This window comes from Phaeodactylibacter sp., assembly GCF_040219495.1.
Taxonomy (GTDB): Bacteria; Bacteroidota; Bacteroidia; order Chitinophagales; family Saprospiraceae; genus Phaeodactylibacter.
The window spans coordinates 14,223-31,608 of the sequence record NZ_JAVJSK010000123.1 but is presented as its reverse complement, the minus strand read 5'-3'; the positions used below and the strand labels follow the sequence as shown (position 1 = coordinate 31,608).

At 54.2% G+C, this 17,386-nt stretch carries 11 protein-coding genes; 5 read left to right on the top strand and 6 right to left on the bottom strand.

Annotated elements, in window-relative coordinates:
* The first annotated feature begins 206 nt into the window (after window positions 1-206).
* A complete protein-coding gene (gene pulA, locus RIC19_RS19670; RefSeq protein ID WP_350180072.1) occupies window positions 207-2,216 on the top strand; it encodes a type I pullulanase in 2,010 nt (669 codons plus the stop codon).
* A gap of 129 nt (window positions 2,217-2,345) precedes the next feature.
* Complete coding sequence (locus tag RIC19_RS19665) at window positions 2,346-3,833, top strand: MFS transporter (RefSeq protein ID WP_350180071.1); 1,488 nt, start codon at window positions 2,346-2,348, stop codon at window positions 3,831-3,833.
* 176 nt (window positions 3,834-4,009) lie between these two features.
* Here RIC19_RS19665 and RIC19_RS19660 read toward each other — a convergent pair whose 3' ends face one another.
* Window positions 4,010-5,002 carry an HU domain-containing protein gene (locus RIC19_RS19660; protein ID WP_350180070.1) on the bottom strand — a complete coding sequence of 331 codons (993 nt, stop codon included), beginning with the start codon at window positions 5,000-5,002 and terminating at the stop codon, window positions 4,010-4,012.
* 273 nt (window positions 5,003-5,275) lie between these two features.
* On the opposite strand from RIC19_RS19660, the gene metH reads away from it, so the two are divergent.
* On the top strand, window positions 5,276-8,953 hold the full coding sequence (gene metH / locus RIC19_RS19655) for a methionine synthase (RefSeq protein WP_350180069.1): 3,678 nt from the start codon (window positions 5,276-5,278) through the stop codon (window positions 8,951-8,953).
* A 60-nt stretch (window positions 8,954-9,013) separates the two neighbouring features.
* On the opposite strand, the gene RIC19_RS19650 is transcribed toward metH, so the two are convergent.
* From RIC19_RS19650 to RIC19_RS19630, 5 genes are all read right to left on the bottom strand, one after another.
* Window positions 9,014-10,144 carry a DUF819 family protein gene (locus RIC19_RS19650; RefSeq protein WP_350180068.1) on the bottom strand — a complete coding sequence of 377 codons (1,131 nt, stop codon included), beginning with the start codon at window positions 10,142-10,144 and terminating at the stop codon, window positions 9,014-9,016.
* A gap of 2 nt (window positions 10,145-10,146) precedes the next feature.
* Window positions 10,147-12,429: an AAA family ATPase gene (locus tag RIC19_RS19645; RefSeq protein WP_350180067.1), complete on the bottom strand. Its 2,283-nt coding sequence runs from the start codon at window positions 12,427-12,429 to the stop codon at window positions 10,147-10,149.
* Between the two features lie 219 nt (window positions 12,430-12,648).
* Window positions 12,649-13,164, bottom strand: a complete 516-nt coding sequence (locus RIC19_RS19640) for a PA2169 family four-helix-bundle protein (protein WP_350180066.1) — start codon at window positions 13,162-13,164, stop codon at window positions 12,649-12,651.
* A 46-nt stretch (window positions 13,165-13,210) separates the two neighbouring features.
* Entirely contained in the window at window positions 13,211-14,116 is a 906-nt protein-coding gene (locus RIC19_RS19635; RefSeq protein WP_350180065.1) for a mechanosensitive ion channel family protein, read from the bottom strand.
* 66 nt (window positions 14,117-14,182) lie between these two features.
* Window positions 14,183-15,271 carry a CaiB/BaiF CoA transferase family protein gene (locus tag RIC19_RS19630; protein ID WP_350180064.1) on the bottom strand — a complete coding sequence of 363 codons (1,089 nt, stop codon included), beginning with the start codon at window positions 15,269-15,271 and terminating at the stop codon, window positions 14,183-14,185.
* A 14-nt stretch (window positions 15,272-15,285) separates the two neighbouring features.
* Between RIC19_RS19630 and RIC19_RS19625 the strand changes: the two genes are divergently transcribed.
* Both RIC19_RS19625 and RIC19_RS19620 read left to right on the top strand, forming a co-directional pair.
* Window positions 15,286-16,794, top strand: coding sequence for an NAD(P)H-hydrate dehydratase (locus RIC19_RS19625; RefSeq protein ID WP_350180063.1), 1,509 nt, complete (start codon window positions 15,286-15,288; stop codon window positions 16,792-16,794).
* A gap of 107 nt (window positions 16,795-16,901) precedes the next feature.
* On the top strand, window positions 16,902-17,327 hold the full coding sequence (locus RIC19_RS19620; protein WP_350180062.1) for a hypothetical protein: 426 nt from the start codon (window positions 16,902-16,904) through the stop codon (window positions 17,325-17,327).
* The last annotated feature ends 59 nt before the right edge of the window (window positions 17,328-17,386 follow it).

Below are 17,386 nucleotides of genomic sequence, written 5' to 3'. Positions count from 1 at the left end.
CTGCAAACTACACTTTTTTGCTTATACTTCGTCCCGAAAATCCTCATTTAGCTAAGGCTAAACTCCGGTTTTCGTGCCTCGTCTAACCAAAAAATTGTTAGTTTTCGACTAGAAGACAAAAGTCCCAACACGCTCTAACCGGAGAAAAAAGTAATTTTATGTGGTGATCAGCTAAGTTTAGCTATTTTTAGGACAAAACTGAACCCATGCTCCGTTCCTTTTTGATCCTAACAATAAGTAGTATGATCGCGGCTTCCTGCCAATCCGGGGACTATCAGCCCCCACAGTATGATTCTTACGACGATTACCCGGTTTATGCCGGCGATGATTTGGGCCTGACCTACACGCCCGAGTCCACTGCATTTCGATTGTGGTCCCCGGCGGCGCAGGCCGTACGCCTCCATTTTTACAGTCAGCCTCTAGACGGTGAGCCCACACGCACCACCGAGATGAAACCGGCTGAACAAGGGACCTGGACCGCAACTTTTACAGAAGACCTCCTCGGCACATTCTACGCCTATCAGGTACAAGTGGACGACGCGTGGCGGCAGCCCGTACCCGGCCCTTACACCAAAGCAGTAGGCACCAATGGTATGCGCGGGCAGGTGCTCGACCTGAAAGCTACCCATCCGGAAGGTTGGGAAAACGATACGCGCCCTCCATTTGAGGCCATCACCGATGCTGTTGTCTATGAACTCCACATCCGGGACGTTTCCATTTATCCGGAATCCGGCATTACCCACAAAGGGAAATTCCTGGGGCTTGCGGAGACGGGCACCACAACGCCCGGGGGGATCACGACCGGCCTGGACCACATGGCCAGCCTGGGCGTTACGCATGTGCACCTGTTGCCCGCCTTCGACTTCTGCTCCCTGGACGAGAGCAAGCCCGAATCAGAACGCAACTACAACTGGGGTTATGACCCTCAAAACTACAACGTGCCCGAAGGCAGCTACTCCATGGACCCGGCTGATGGGGCTTCCCGCATCCGGGAATTCAAAACCATGGTTAAAGCCATGCATGATAAAGGCCTCCGCGTGGTGCTCGATGTGGTCTACAACCACACGGGGTTCACCGAAAACTCTCTTTTCAATGAGCTCGTACCCGGGTACTACTACCGCCACAATGAAGATGGCAGTTTCTCCAACGCTTCGGGCTGCGGCAACGAAACCGCTTCCGAACGGGCGATGGTGCGCAAATTTATAGTGGAAAGCGTGAAGTACTGGGCCAGAGAATACCACCTGGACGGCTTCCGGTTCGACCTCATGGCCATCCATGATATAGAGACAATGAATGCCGTAACGGAGGCTCTGGAATCCATTGACCCCAGCATCATCGTCTACGGCGAAGGCTGGACCGCCGGCGACAGCCCCCTACCTGTCAGTCAGCGGGCCCTTAAAGCCAAAGTAAACCAAATGCCTGATGTCGCGGCTTTCAGTGATGATATCCGGGATGGGCTGAAGGGCAGCGTATTCGAGCACGAAGAGAAAGCATTTATCAGTGGTAAGCCGGGCCGGGAGGAAGACGTCAAATTTGGCATCGTGGCCTCCACCTACCACCCACAGGTCGACTACAAAGCGGTGGCCTACTCGGATGCCCCCTGGGCCGCCCATCCTACCCAAACGATGACCTATGTGTCCTGCCACGATAACCATACGCTATGGGACCGCCTCGCCATTTCCTGTCCGGAAGTCAGTGAGGAGGAACGCATCAAAATGCATAAACTAGCCCTGGCTACGGTCCTGACCTCTCAGGGTGCCTCCTTCCTCCACGCCGGTACAGAATTCCTGCGCACCAAGCAGGGCGTGGAAAATTCCTATGAGTCTCCCGATAGCATCAATCAGATTGACTGGGCTCGAAAAGGCAGGTACCAGGAAGTCGTGGATTACGTCAAAGGGTTGATTGCCTTGCGTAAAGCCCACCCCGCTTTCAGAATGCAGACCAATGCCGAAATCAAGGCACACCTGAGCTTTCTGGACACCGGCGAGGCCAGTAACCTGATTGCCTATCAAATCAAAGACAACGCCAATGAGGATAGCTGGACGAACATCATCGTCGTGCTCAATGGCAACGAGGATTACCAAAGCGTCAAAATTCCGGAAGGCGCCTGGACGATAGCCGCCGATGGCACACAGGTACACCCGGAAGGGCTGGGTACAATTGAAGGTGGTGTTCTTCAAATCCCCGGGCGTACAGCCATGGTCCTTTATCAGTAATAGACTCTGCTTTGCAAATGGCCTGAGGAAGCAGGCTGACGGAAGCCTGAAGAACCGTGCAGGTACCGTTTTCACAAGCTTTCCATCAGCCCAATTGCTCAAAAACGACAAACAAAAAACAAACTTCCTATGCTGGATATGCAAAAGCGGTTGACCAGCCTTTTCTACGTCAACCTCAGCCTGCCTGCTACGGCGATGGGCTTCGCGCTTTCGGTGCAGATTTCTGCCCTGAGCTGGATTCTGAGCACCCAATACCACCTGGAAATTGAGGACATCGGGCTCGTCTGGGCGGCGGGGCCGATTGCAGGCATCATCGGGCAGGTCCTCATTGGTGTCATTAGTGATAATGTGTGGTTCCTGAATGGCAGGCGTCGCCCGTTCATTCTTATTGGAGGAGTTTTAGCTGCGCTGATGCTGCTTGCGCTGCCCAATATCGGGGTCATTTCGGACGCCATGGGCATGGAATCTATTTTGGGCATTGCCATCATTGTAGCGCTGACCCTCGACCTGGCCATCAACGTGAGCTTCAACCCTACGCGGTCGATCATTGCCGATGTGACGCCTGAAGGTAAAGCACGCACCAAAGGCTACACCTGGATGCAGACCATTTCCGGCACTTTCGGGGTGCTGGCTTACGCTATAGGTGCCGTTTGGAACAATTTTGTGCTCATTTACTTCGGAGCCGGGCTGGTACTCCTTCTTTCCGTTCTCCCTATTTTCTTCGTGGAAGAGCCCCGCGTATTACAAAGCACCAATGAGGATGAGGCGGAAGCTAAACCCGGGTTTTCACTCCGGGAAACCTTAAACGCTATACGCCCACTGTGGGGCTTTCTGATCTATGCCGTTTACGCCATTAGTATGCGGGTGATGGACATTGACCGGGACCCCGGTTTCATTGAAGGGTTTTGCCTGGCCATCACGGCCGTGCTTATCGTGCAGGCGCTACTCAAGAGCGAGACGGGCAAGAGCAAGTCAGAAGCCGGCCTTATTGGGTTCCAAAAGGTGCTGGCCGCGCATTCCTTCACCTGGATTGGCGTACAGACGATGTTTGTGTACATGTTCTCCTACGTACAGCACGAAGTCTACCTCATCGGCGATGGCAGGATTATCCCCGAAGACCTCCAAATCGAGATGGGCCGGGTGGTGTCTATTGCCTTTTTGGTCCTCAATGCCGTGGCCGCTATCCTACCGGCTACCCTGCTGGAGCCTCTGGCCGATAAATTTGGGCGGGTGAAGGTTCATTTTGCCTGTATTGCCATCATGGCGCTGGGCTACCTTGGCTTTCTGCTGCCGGGCACGAGCCCCGTTATGGTCTACATTCTGATGGGTGTCGTTGGGGTAGGCTGGGCGGCTACCGTAAGCCTGCCTTTCGCCATCATGTCGCAAAAAGTAGATCAGGCGAAGATGGGGCTCTATATGGGCTTGTTCAACCTATCGGTGGTATTGCCACAGTTGGTGGCCAGCCTTGGAGTGGGACAGCTGATCGGCAATGCTGAAAATAAGAGCATCACTTTTGTCATTTGCGGCATCACCCTCGGTATTTCTGCCCTGGCCTGGCTGATGGTTAAGGAGGAGCAGACCGGGGAGGCTGTTGATGCCATTCCGGTGGGGCATTAGCACTCTGTAAAGTATCAAAAGCCAGGTGGTCGGAGATGAGCAGAAAGGGCATCTCCTGTGGTGTTGCCAAGGGTGAGAAGGTGTGACTTCTCCGAAGTCTTCCAGTATATGCGGCCTGTTTTACTCAGCTTCCATACTGACAGAGCAATGCCCGGGCCTTACCCGCACGCGCCCTTCTACCACCTGTACAACTTGGCATCCTTTGTAAAGCGCTTACGGACATCCTGGATCGCAGCTTCGATTTCGGCTTCGGAGCGATAAGTACGCTGCACGCCCACCTTCGTCAGGGAGCCCGCCTTTTCGGTATAAGGTTCGTAACCGGCATCGTAGATATCGTCAATCAAGTTCTTGACGTTCTCGGGATTGCCAAAGACGCCAACGATAATCACATAGGACTGTTGCCCGGGTGCCGGTGTTGGGCGCTCAGTATCGGAGCCGGCGGGATCTTCCTGAAGGGCAGTTTTTTCCTCCTCCCGAGACGGCGTGGAAGGCTCTTCGGGTTGTGCGGTTGCCTCTTCGTCATCTCCTGGCCGGACATTTACCCGGGAGGTGGGGACTGGTTGCATTCCCTGCTCCTGCTGCTGATCCGCACCGAAAATCAAGAAATAAACCGCTACACCTACAACAATAGTGGCCGCCGCTATAGCTGCGATCAATCCGTTATTAGCAGCTTCAGCAGCCTTCGGTACTACAGGACGGACCACCTTTTTCTTTGGAGCGGCTTTGACAGGCGGGGTGCGGGAAGAACGGGCCACCGGATAAAAATTCACAGTCGGCAAACCGTAAGAATCGATATCGTAGTTATTGCCATCCGGCAAAAACTGCAGATTGTTCTCATAATCCTTGTACAGTCGTCCGACTTTAGGGAAAACGACAATTTCCCGGCCCGCTATAGCCTCCCGGATTTGGTGGACATACCCTTCCAGCATTTGAGCGGCATCATTCGCCGACAAGGCATATCGGTCCTGAATCATGCCTACCAATAGCCCATCATCTCCTACCAGGTTGGCATTAAAAGAGATGGTTTTGCCAGGCGGATGCAGCGCTCCCTGCACCTGATCGATAAGCGCCGGTTGATAAGCAGCCTCAAAACTGCCCAGGCCCGGGAGGGCAACTGTCTTATTTTCGTAAAGAAGTGTACTGATATAATTGCCTATATCCATTTCCATATCTGCTGCTTTTTGCTGGATCTGTGCGACAAACGCAGAGTAAAATCCACAAGGCTGCATTCCAAGTTACTTGCAACCTTTAGAGGGTATTAGAGTTTGGTAATCGGTCTGCAAACTGCAATTTTTTGACTAGAAGACCAAAACCCCAAAACGCTCTTAATTTACTAAGCTAATCAATTTTGGGCACTTTCCAATATATGCTACCTTTGGCAACCACAAATTACGGTTTTTGTTATACCCTTTGTGACTGTTTCTTCAAAACCAAACGCATTCATGTTGATCCACGATATACTCCAGCAAAGAATTTTAGTCATTGATGGTGCCATGGGCACTATGATTCAGCAGTATCAGCTACAGGAAGCCGACTACCGTGGGGAGCGGTTTGCAGACTGGCAGCAGGACATTCAAGGGAACAACGACATTCTATCCATCACGCAGCCTCAGATCATCGAGGCGATCCACAAAGCCTACCTGGAAGCCGGAGCGGATATCATTGAGACCAATACCTTCAGTGGTACCCGCATTGCACAAGCGGACTACGCGATGGAGGAATATGCCTACGAGATCAACCTCAACGCTGCACAGATTGCCCGCCGGGCAGCCGATCATTTCACCACCCAAAACCCGGACCGCCCGAGGTTTGTGGCAGGAGCCATCGGCCCCACCAACCGGACCGCCTCTATTTCGCCTGATGTCAATGACCCCGGCTACCGGGCTGTTACATTCGATGAGCTGCGGGACAACTACTACGAACAGGCCAAAGGGCTGATGGACGGTGGTGCGGACCTCTTTCTGATCGAGACCGTTTTCGATACCCTCAACGCCAAAGCGGCTCTTTTTGCCATCGATATACTGCACGAAGAACGGGGCAAAGCGCTGCCGGTTATGGTATCCGGTACCATTACCGATGCGAGCGGACGGACCCTCTCCGGCCAGACAGCAGAAGCCTTTTGGATTTCGGTCAGCCATATGCCGCTGCTGAGCGTAGGCCTAAACTGTGCACTCGGCGCTAAGGAAATGCGCCCCCACATCGAAACCCTCTCGGAAATGGCGAATTGCTTCATTAGCGCTTATCCAAACGCGGGCCTGCCCAATGAGTTTGGCGAATACGATCAGGAGCCGGAGGAAATGAAAGATTATATCCGCGATTTTGCGGACAGCGGCTTTGTTAACCTCATCGGGGGCTGCTGCGGTACCACACCCGACCACATCCGGCTGATGGCAGAAGCCGTAGAAGGCCTCACCCCGCGAAAAATCGCGCCCCCTTCGGAGTACACCCTGCTCAGCGGGCTCGAGCCCCTCGTCATCCGACCGGAGACCAACTTCGTTAACGTTGGTGAGCGTACTAATGTCACCGGCTCCCGTAAATTTGCCCGGCTGATCAAGTCCGGTGCCTACGATGAAGCCCTCTCCGTTGCCCAGCATCAGGTGGAAGGCGGGGCACAAATCATTGATATAAATATGGACGAAGGGTTGCTCGACTCTGAAAAAGCGATGACCGACTTCCTCAATCTCGTTATGGCAGAACCGGATATTGCCAAGCTGCCCATCATGATCGATTCGTCCAAGTTTTCCGTCATCGAAGCGGGGCTCAAGTGTGTACAGGGCAAGTGCGTGGTCAATTCCATTTCGCTTAAAGAAGGAGAGGAAATCTTCATCGAGCAAGCGAAAACCGTCAGGCGGTACGGGGCCGCAACGGTCGTTATGGCCTTTGATGAAGCCGGGCAGGCCGACACCATCAAACGCAAGGTGGAGATTTGTGAGCGTGCCTACAATATCCTTACTAAAGAGGTAGGCTTCCGCCCACAGGATATTATTTTTGACCCGAACATATTCGCTGTCGCAACGGGCATTGAAGAGCACAATGATTATGCGATCAACTTCATCGAAGCCACCCGTCAGATCAAAGAGCGCTGCCCGGGCGCGAAGATCAGTGGCGGTGTCAGCAATATCAGCTTTTCCTTCCGGGGCAACAACGTCGTCCGGGAAGCCATGCATGCGGCTTTTTTGTACCACGCGGTAAAGGCAGGTATGGATATGGGTATTGTGAATGCCGGCATGATTGAGGTGTACGATGAGATCCCCAAGGATTTGCTGGAGCGGGTGGAGGATGTCCTCTTCAACCGGCGCGAAGACGCAACCGAGCGCCTGACCGAATTTGCCGAGCGCGTAAAGGGTGATGGCGGGCGGACCCTCCAAAAAGATACCGCCTGGCGGGAAGCGCCCTTGAACGAGCGGATCAAACACGCCCTTGTGCGCGGGATTACTGAGCACATTGAGGCCGATGCCGAGGAAGCCCGTCAGCAGTTGCCCAGCCCCCTCGATGTTATTGAGGGGCCCCTTATGGACGGCATGAATATCGTAGGCGACCTGTTTGGCGAAGGTAAGATGTTCCTTCCGCAGGTCGTCAAAAGTGCACGGGTGATGAAAAAAGCGGTAGCCTATCTGACGCCCTATATCGAAGCCCAAAAAGCAGCCGGGGAAGACAGCAGTAAAGGCAGAATTCTGCTGGCCACTGTAAAAGGCGACGTGCACGATATCGGCAAGAACATCGTGGGTGTAGTCTTAGGCTGCAACAACTACGATATCATTGATATGGGCGTAATGGTACCAGCGGAAAAAATACTGGCGAAAGCCCGTGAAATCGGAGCACACATCATTGGCCTGAGCGGATTGATTACGCCTTCGCTGGACGAGATGGTGCACATGGCTAAAGAAATGGAGCGGCAGGGCTTCACGCTTCCACTGCTCATTGGTGGGGCGACCACCTCCAAAACCCATACGGCCGTAAAAGTCGAGCCACAGTACTCCGGACCGGTCGTTCACGTGCTTGACGCGTCTCGCAGCGTATCCGTCGTCAGCAATCTGCTCAACGATAACGAAAGCCTGCGCAGCAATTATGTGCTGGATATCCGTCAGGATTACGAACGGGTCCGTAAACTACGGGGCAACCGAAAGTCCAACAAGAAGTACCACACGCTCAAAAAAGCCCGGGCGCACCGCCTTGAGCTGGACTGGCAAAAGACACCTGCAGTGAAGCCTAAGCAAACGGGCATTCAGGTGATTGACCATTATGATGTGGAAGAACTGACCGAATACATTGACTGGACGCCGTTTTTCAGTAGCTGGCAGCTCAAGGGCAAATTCCCCGCCATTCTGGAGGACGAAGTGGTAGGCATTGAGGCTCAAAAGCTCTACAACGATGCCCGCAGTATGCTCCGCCAAATCATTGATGAGCAGTGGCTGACTGCCAAAGCTGTGTTCGGGCTGTTCCCGGCCAATGCTATAGGCGATGAATCCGTGGCAGTATTTGCCGACGAAGACCGCAAGGAGCATGCAGCCGTGCTCGAATTCCTCCGCCAACAGCGCCAAAAAGCACCGGGGCAACCCAACCTGAGCTTATCCGACTACATCCGGAAACCGGAAGATGGCCCGGATTATATCGGTGCCTTTGCGGTCACTGCCGGCGTTGGTATCGAAGAGCACATCAAACGTTTTGAAGAAGAGCACGATGACTACCACTCCATTATGCTCAAGGCACTGGCCGACCGCCTGGCGGAAGCACTGGCCGAACGGCTGCATCAGCGCATCCGTAAAGAATTCTGGGGTTACGCCCGGGAAGAAGACCTCGACAACGAGTCCCTCATTGCCGAAAAGTACAAGGGCATCCGCCCGGCGCCGGGCTATCCGGCCTGCCCGGAGCATACCGAAAAGGGCACCCTTTGGGACCTCCTTCAGGTGGAAGACAGGATCGGTATCAAACTGACCGAATCTTACGCCATGTACCCGGCGGCTTCGGTTAGCGGCTACTACTTCGCCCACCCGGAGTCTAAGTACTTTGGCCTGGGCCAGATCAGCAAGGATCAGGTAGAAGACTACGCTAAACGGAAAGGGATGTCGGTGGAAGATGCAGAGCGCTGGCTGGCACCGGTACTGAATTATGATGTATAGGCAGAGCGCCTGTACCGGTCTCGGCTGGCAGCCTCTGAAAACCGAAAGACAGAGTTTGGCTTACCCCCCCAGCCATTGCAGGAGGTAAGCCAGACCAATACCCAGGTAATTGCCGACCGCATAGCCAAGCAACCCCAAGGCGATGCCAGACAGGATGAGCTGCCGGTTGCCGGTAATGCTGGCGATCTGCCCAATAAAGGGGGGGCCATAGATCGCAGCTACGGAGGTGAACAAGAACGTATCCCGGTCGATACCGAAAAGCCGCGACAGCAGCAGATGGAGCAGGATGGTACCAAAGAGCGCAACGGCGGTGAACTGTATGATGCCCAGGCCCCGGTCTACAATACTTTGAAAATCAGCCAGCATACCGAGGGCCACGCAGAAAATCAACAGGAAATACTCACCAGTCTCGAAGGTATTGTCCCAGTTTCTGACCGCAGGTACAAAGGAAACCGCCAGGCTAATGCTCGTCAGCATCAGGATGAGAAACGCCAGCTGATCCAGCCGGCCGTAGACCAGCCAGGTCAGCCCGAGTGCTCCGCCAATGACCAATACGGTCAGCCCAATGGATCGTAGAGCATCGCTGTAGTTGAAAGCATGGTAGGGGTCTGTTTCTTCCATAGCAGTGGTCGTTTCGCCCGGTTTAAATTGCGGCAGGACCGCCTTGAGCCACTGAGGCACTACCGAAGTGAGCAGCAACAGGTAAACGCCCCCCAGCAACACATCCGCAGCGTTAACCAGAATGATGGTCTCCTGAGGTGCCTGCAACGCGAGCCCAATGGCTTGCATATTTGGTGTACCACCGGTATATATCCCAGCCAGCATACCCGCCAGGCGCCAGGTATCCGGCAGGGCATCCTGAAACAGGTAGGCAGCAGTGACCGTTGCCACTACCCCACTCGCCACACATAGCCCAAAGCTCAGCAAACTACTACCGGCGTAGGACACCCACCGTTTGAGGTCTGTAGCGTACAGTAACAAGGGGACGGCAAAGAGGATGCTCCCCTCCGTAGCCGTGGTAGAAAGCGGGTCATTTAGTGGGAAAAGCCCCGTATTTTTCAGCACAATACCAACGCCGTAGCACACCACCACCGGACTGAGCCATTCCGGCAACATGCCCCGCCGGGACAATCGCCTGCTCAGAAAAGGGACCCCCACCAAGATCAATGCTTGTAAAACAATCCAGGGCATAGCTATTTTTTGGGCTGGTAATTCAGGGTGAGCCGGTTTTGAACGGACCACCCTATGGTCAATTGCCCGGTCTTGCCAACGGGGTGCTTCAACATCCACCGGGCCACTGGCATGACCACATGGTCTTCCAAAGCGCGCTGCAGGGGACGAGCGCCATAGCGCTCATCAAAACCTATGCGGGCCAAATAATCAACCAGTTCCGGCTCGAAGTGCACTTCCAGGCCGGCCTTTACAAAGCCCTCCCGGTCTTTGAGGCCTTCCAGTTCTTTTAAGGTGATTTTGCGGATATCTTCCGCTTTCAGGGATTCAAAAATCACCAGCTCATCAATCCGGTTAACAAATTCCGGGCGGAAGTGGCGCTCCACCGCTGAGCGGTAAGCAGCGGCATCCGGTGTTTTGCCCCCGAAGCCCGGAACAGAGCGGCTGCTTGCCCCCAGGTTGGAGGTCATAATCACAATCGTGTTCCTGAAATTAGTCTCCCGCCCGTAGGCATCCACCATCACACCTTCATCCAACAGCCCGAGGAGGGCATCAAAGATTGCCGGGTCTGCTTTTTCCACCTCATCCAGCAGGAGGACTGAAAAGGGGCGCTCGCGTACTTCCTTGATCAACTGCCCGGGCTGCCGGCCGGCACCAATGAGGCGCACCATTTGCTCGGGGTGCTGAAACTCGCTCATATCGATGCGGATCAGGGGCGATTTGCGCTGCCCCTTGCCAAAGAAGTATTCCGAAAGGGCTTTAACACTTGCCGTTTTACCTACGCCTGTCGGCCCGGCAAAAAGGAACGACGCAATAGGGCGATTTGGGTTATTGAGCCCGGCCTTGAAAATTTTCACGACGCGCGTAAGTGCTTCCACCGCAGCGGGCTGACCGACAATTCGGGTATCAAAGTAACTACGCAGGGCGGCAATGTCCAGCGGCATTTCATCCCTCAGGAAGAGTTCGGGCAAGCCCGTTTGTTGTATGAAATTCCGGATCACCTCTGCCTTCCCGATCTTGCCTTCCTCCCGGCTGCGGGCTTCATTGAGGCATTGCCCCAAAAAGCTAATTGCCTTGCCCGGAAAGCTGGCGTAAGGATGGTACCGAAGCAGCAACCGGTAGGCAAGCTCCCTCGCCTCGGGCAAAAGATCTACTTTCAAATTCTGTGCCGCATAGCCAGACAGTTCCTCCATCACTTTAGCGACCTGATGTTCGCTCAACTCTTCTATTTCAATGACCTGGAAAGCTTCCACAAATCCCGGCAACAGCCGTCGCATACTCTCCAGCTCCTGAGGCGTCGCTTCGCCCACCATGTGCAGTTTGCCCTGCCGCAAAAAGTTCATCAGGAAAGCGGCCACACTATTTTCCGGCCCCTCGCCCCCGGTCTGCAACAGTTGCACCATTTGTTCCACCCAGATGATGCCGTTAGCCATGCCCAGTTCTTCCACCAGAGTTTCAACGGTTTCTTCCCATTCGCCCAGGTATTTAGCACTTGCCGTAATGCGCTGTGGCATGATGCGCCAGAACGTATAGCCCAGTTTCTGTTTGCGCGACTGATTGCTGATGCGCTTCAGGGCTGCGGTCAGGACCGCGCTTTTGCCGGTGCCCGAGCGCCCGACAATCAGCACATTGGAGCGGGTGCCAATGATTTTGTCCATGGCTTGAGCGACCACCTGCTCTCTTTCCCAGGCCGCATCCGGCAGCGCACTCAGGCTGCGTTGCTGACTTTTGGTAGGCGGATAAGGCTCAGCCAGGCGGTTCAGCACTTCGTAGTTGCGTTCGTGGTCCCAGCCGCCCCAGAAATACTCGCGTTCGTAATTCACCCTAAGCTCAATACGGTCAAGGACCGGCTTCGGATAACGCATGAGGCGGTACAGTTTTTCCGGTGTGGCCTGATTGAGCAGGGTCAGTCCGGCATGATGCACCAGGGCATCGAGCTGCTTGGGCTCGTAGTAAAAGAAGTTTTCCCGAAAGGTGGGAATGTGGCACTCGAAGTGGCCGTCTTCCACTTGTCCGTAAATGATGGGCAAGCTGATTTTGAGCGTATCAGGCATAGGAAATACGCCCCCTCTCGAACGGTAGGAAGGGCGTACTTGCAGCTCCACCGTTTTCAGGCGGGGCGACTTAATCTCTACAGGTGGGTACTCGTCGTACTTTTTGTACTGCTTCTGCAGATAAGAAAGCAGGGTTTTCTTTAGGCCGTTCAGGCTGCTGTCCATGGCTTCGATATCAGCACCAACGAGCTGCCCGAGCAGGGTTTCCTCGTTGATCGGATAATAAAGCAGTGGGTAAACGATTTTTTCCATACCGCGAAGTGTTCGCGGCTAAGATAATTATTTCTGGCAGACCAGAAACCAGCACTAAGAGCGTGTTGGGACTTTTGTCTTCTAGTCGAAAACTAACAATTTTTTGGTTAGACGAGGCACGAAAACCGGAGTTTAGCCTTAGCTAAATGAGGATTTTCGGGACGAAGTGTAAGCAAAAAAGTGTAGTTTGCAGACCGATTACTAAAGTCCCAACACGCTCTAAAAATCATTATCGTGCAACATGGGCACGGTTTCCATGCGCTCCACTTTGCGGCGTACTTTCAGAATGTGCTGGTACTGCCCGTTCAGGAACTCGTTAATATCTTTGGGCACACCGGTCTGGGCAATCGCTTCCCGGTAGGCTTCAGAAATCGACTTTTCGCTGGCTTCACAGCACGCGACCACTTTTGACTTGTGGTTGAGCATTAGGGCATCCCGGAGTACGCCCTGGTTTTCATAAAGGTAGGAACGCGCCTGCTTGCTGATCGGCATAGGCGTTGGGGGCAGCGCGTCCATCCATTTGTAAAGCTGCTGGTAAAGACTATTGCGGTATTCGGCAAGGCTTCGCAGGTAGGCTTTCAGACTTTCATCTGTTGCTACAGCTGTGGCTTCGCGGTACCGTTCTTCTGCGTCTTTATTGCGCATCATCAGGTTATTGACGAGCGCTATACCAGAGGCATGAGTGTTTGCATCATACCGTTTCTTGTTCCAGGGTTTATCTTGATTATTTGCCATAATTCTTTTTCTGTTTTTGTAATGAGCATAGCGCATATATAACAAACTAGCTGCCCCCATTGAGGGACGCCAGTTGGAGCATCGTGTCCAGCTTTTCGCCTCCCTTGATGCCAAAGTCCAGCGTCCGGATAGGGAATGGGATCATGATATTGTTTTGATCAAAGGCTTTCTTAATCGCAATAACCGCCTCGCTTTGGGCATGAAGCGACCCTTTCTGGGAGATGTCATCCAACCAAAAGCGGACGGTAAAATTAATGGAGCTGTCTCCGTAGCCTTCGTAGAAAAATTCGACAGGATGACGGTCATCATAAGCTACGCCCTCTTCAAATGCTTTCAAGGTAACTGCCCGTACCCGTTCGAGGTCTTCTCCGTAAGAAATACCGCAGCCCAGGCTGACCCGCCGACGCCCGGAAACCGTGTAGTTAACCAGAGGGTTTTGAATAATACTTTTGTTGGGCAGCAGGACTTCCTCTCCACTCATTTGTTCTAAAATGGTAGAACGCAGGCTTACCTTCTTGATCTTGCCGAAGTATCCATTGGTCTCGATCAGGTCTCCAACATTGTACAAAGACTTAGCAGACATGAGGATGCCGGAGAAGACATTCATGAGCGGTTCCTGAACAGCCAGGCCAATGGCTAATCCAACCACACCGGCACCCGCCAGTAAAGAAGTCAGCGCCCGGTCGAGCCCCAAAATCCCTAATACAACGAAGAGCATCAGAATCAAAAAGCCAGAAGTCACGATATTGGCCAGCAAGCCGTTAATCGTGTAATTCCGGGAAAATCGGGACATCACTTTACCGGCGTATTTCCGTACAAATCGCGACAGGAAAATGGAGGCAACCAATACAAGAACTGCCATGATGATATTAGGCAGGTGAGCAATCAATCCATCCAACCATCCCTGTAAAGTGATCCAGAAAGCTTCAAGTGAGGCACTAAAATTATCCAATGTGCTGTAGTGGTTTGTTCATCGGTACAACGAAACCGGATAGTAGTTGTTCATCCCATTCTGATCTTACCCTGCCGGTTTCCACTCAAAAGCGGTAGTAGCTACCCGCCGGCTCATGCGCCCGTCCGGCAGGAGCTCCTCCAGGACCAGTTCCCGGGCCCGCTTACGTTGGAACACCTCGTCCATGCTCCGGATACTGCCCACGGGCACGCCGGCTTCGCCCAGTTTTTTCAGCCATGCCGACCGGTCTGCTTTTCTGAAGGCCGGCCGAAGGTAGTCGCACAAAAGCCCCCGGTGCTCTACCCGGCTTTTGTTGTCCCCAAAGCGGTCTTCCTGTGGGAGCCCCGGCAGCCCCAGGCATTGGCACAACTGCACAAACTGCGCTTCGGTGCCCGCTGCGATGACCAGCGGTTTGTCATCGGCCGCGTAAAAAATATCTCCGTAGGGCGCGATATTCGGGTGCTGCGTGCCCATAGGTTGCGGAATGTGCCCCTCCATCAGCCAGTTGGTCGCCTGATTAGCCAGGGATGCCACCGCAGCGTCGAGCAGGGAAGTGGAAACAAAGCTGCCTTTCCCGGTTCGGTACCGGTGCAATAGCGCCAGCAGCACCGCCTCCTTCAATTGATGAGCCGCCAGTATATCAATGAGGGCCACCGGCATTTTCACCGGGTCCCGCCCAGGCTCACCGTTCATGTACAGAAAGCCGGCTTCTGCCTGCAAAACGACGTCAAAAGCAGGCAGTGGCTCCTCCTCCCCGAAGGCATCCAACTGAGCGTAGATCAGACCGGGGTGCTGTGCGCTCAGGGTGGCATAATCCATACCCAGGCGGCAGGCAGAGGCCCGTTTGAAGTTGCTCACCACGATGTCCGCCCCTGCAATCAGCGCCTTCACTTCCGTCTGCCCTTCCGGGTCAGACAGGTCGAGCATTCGAACATTTTTTTTGTAATTTACGCTACAGTAGTAGGCTGAAACCGCAGCATGGGCAGGCTCTGTAGGCAGCTTCCACCGGCGGGTAACATCCCCGCCGGTGCGGGCATTCTCAACTTTGACGACCTCAGCGCCCAGCTCTGCAAAAAATAAGCCGACGGCAGGGCCAGCGAGCACACTCGCCAGTTCTACCACTTTCAGCCCCTCGAAAAATTGATGCTTATTCAATTGAAAATTGATTTATGAAAATTTGTTCTGCTGCTCAAATTCGGGAACTCGACGCATATACCATAGAACACGAGCCAATTTCCTCTCTCAACCTGATGGAACGGGCAGCGGCCTGCTTCACACGCTGGCTCATTGCGACCTATCCGGACCAGCAACGGCCGGTACACATCATCTGTGGTATTGGCAATAATGGGGGTGACGGGCTCGCTGCTGCACGCCTTTTGCACCATTCCGGCTATTTGGTGACCGTGCACACCTGCCAGATCAGCCCCCACCGGTCTGACGACTTTGAAGCCAACCTGAAACGGCTGCCCGGCCACGGCGCTATTGCGGTGCACCCGCTTACTGATGGAGACCCTATGCCAGAGTTGCCCCGGGGCGCCTTGGTACTTGACGCCCTGTTCGGCTCCGGGCTTAACCGCCCGGTAACCGGCTATTGGGGTAAATTGCTACGTTACCTCAACCAACTGGAAGCCGAGCGGGTCGCCATTGACATCCCCTCGGGCGTGTATGCTGATCAGCCCACTGAAGGGGCCACCTTTCACGCCCATCGTACCTTTGCCTTTGAGCTGCCCAAACTGGCTTTCCTGTTCCCCGAAAATGCAGAACGGGTGGGCGCATGGACGGTGGGCGCGATCGGGCTCCACCCACAGGCAATTGCGCAGGCAGCGACCAAACGTTTTTACCTCACGTCCAGCCTAATACAGAAGCTGCTGCGCCCTAGAGGCAAATTTTCGCACAAAGGTACGCACGGGCACGCCCTCCTCATTGTGGGCAGCTACGGCAAAATGGGCGCTGCTCTGCTGGCGGCCCGGGGCGCCCTCCGGTCCGGAGCCGGGCTGGTGACCCTGCATGTACCTAAGGTGGCATATCCAATCGTGCAAACCGCTCTGCCCGAAGCAATGGTCAGCCTTGATGACCACGAACTGCAATTCACAGCAGCCCCGGACCTCAGCCCCTATCAGGCCATCGGCGTAGGTTGCGGACTAGGGCAAAGTCCCCTGACCCGCGATGCACTGTCGCACCTGATCCATCAGGTTGATCAGCCCCTGGTACTCGATGCAGACGCCCTTAATAGCATCAGCAAACAGGAGGAGCTGCTGCGCCAGCTGCCCCCCAAAAGTATCCTGACCCCCCACCCCAAAGAGTTTGAGCGCTTATTCGGCCCAACGAGCCATGATTTTCAGCGCCACGAATTGCAGGTCCGAAAAGCCCGGGAACTGGGCATCATTATCGTGCTCAAGGGCGCGCACACCTGTATTGCGCTGCCCGATGGCCGGGCGTACTTCAACAGCACAGGCAATGCAGGCATGGCTACCGGTGGCAGTGGCGATGTGCTGGCCGGTATCCTGACGGGCCTGCTGGCACAGGGGTACCCACCGGAAGAAGCCGCTCTGCTTGGCGTATACCTGCACGGGTTGGCAGGCGACTGTGCACTGGCACAGCAAAGCCAGGAATCACTGATGGCCGGAGACCTGACTGAGGCTCTCGGGCAGGCTTTCAAACAACTGCATGAAGCCTGAAACAGCAGCCTTGGTCTATGTAAAAACCAGGTTAGGGGAAATATTGCCCAACTACGGTACCGGAAAGGTACTTTCGCTTCATTATTAACCTTCACTGTAATACCGGTATGATCGACAAAGTCAAACAAGCCATAAACGAAGCCTCAGAGGCCCTGCGCGAGCAAGCTGCCCAGTTTGGTGAAGGTGCGAAGGAAAAGAGCTTCCAACTGATTGAAGAATGGCTAACAGTTTTCCCCAAGCTGGAAATTTACGGGCTGCAAATCCAAAGTTTTGCCCTCAGCGTTGCCCTCAGCCCTGCCCTGGAGGTGGAATTGGTAGGCCAACACAAGGACTTCCGCCCGGAACGCCTGGACAAAATCATTCAGGAAAACCGTAAAAATGCGGCACTGGTTTCGGTTTTTACAGCCATACGGACCACCTACAATCTGCACCGGCGTACTCTGGCCAACCTCAATGACCCACTTGTGGTAAAAATCCGGGTTCGCTTGTCCCCCGAAATCAAAGTCTACCTCGGTAAGCCGCTAATTGAGTAGTGAGAGCATGTTTGGGGCTGTGCCCTTTTCCCCCAAAGCCTGCAAAAGCAAAATCCCAA

Bases quoted from the DNA above. Each gene is read 5' to 3' on its own strand.
- pulA (WP_350180072.1), top strand. From the start codon at position 207: ATGCTCCGTTCCTTTTTGATCCTAACAATAAGTAGTATGATCGCGGCT.
- RIC19_RS19625 (WP_350180063.1), top strand. From the start codon at position 15,286: ATGAAAATTTGTTCTGCTGCTCAAATTCGGGAACTCGACGCATATACC.
- RIC19_RS19665 (WP_350180071.1), top strand. From the start codon at position 2,346: ATGCTGGATATGCAAAAGCGGTTGACCAGCCTTTTCTACGTCAACCTC.
- RIC19_RS19660 (WP_350180070.1), bottom strand. From the start codon at position 5,002: ATGGAAATGGATATAGGCAATTATATCAGTACACTTCTTTACGAAAAT.
- RIC19_RS19645 (WP_350180067.1), bottom strand. From the start codon at position 12,429: ATGGAAAAAATCGTTTACCCACTGCTTTATTATCCGATCAACGAGGAA.
- RIC19_RS19650 (WP_350180068.1), bottom strand. From the start codon at position 10,144: ATGCCCTGGATTGTTTTACAAGCATTGATCTTGGTGGGGGTCCCTTTT.
- RIC19_RS19640 (WP_350180066.1), bottom strand. From the start codon at position 13,164: ATGGCAAATAATCAAGATAAACCCTGGAACAAGAAACGGTATGATGCA.
- metH (WP_350180069.1), top strand. From the start codon at position 5,276: ATGTTGATCCACGATATACTCCAGCAAAGAATTTTAGTCATTGATGGT.
- RIC19_RS19620 (WP_350180062.1), top strand. From the start codon at position 16,902: ATGATCGACAAAGTCAAACAAGCCATAAACGAAGCCTCAGAGGCCCTG.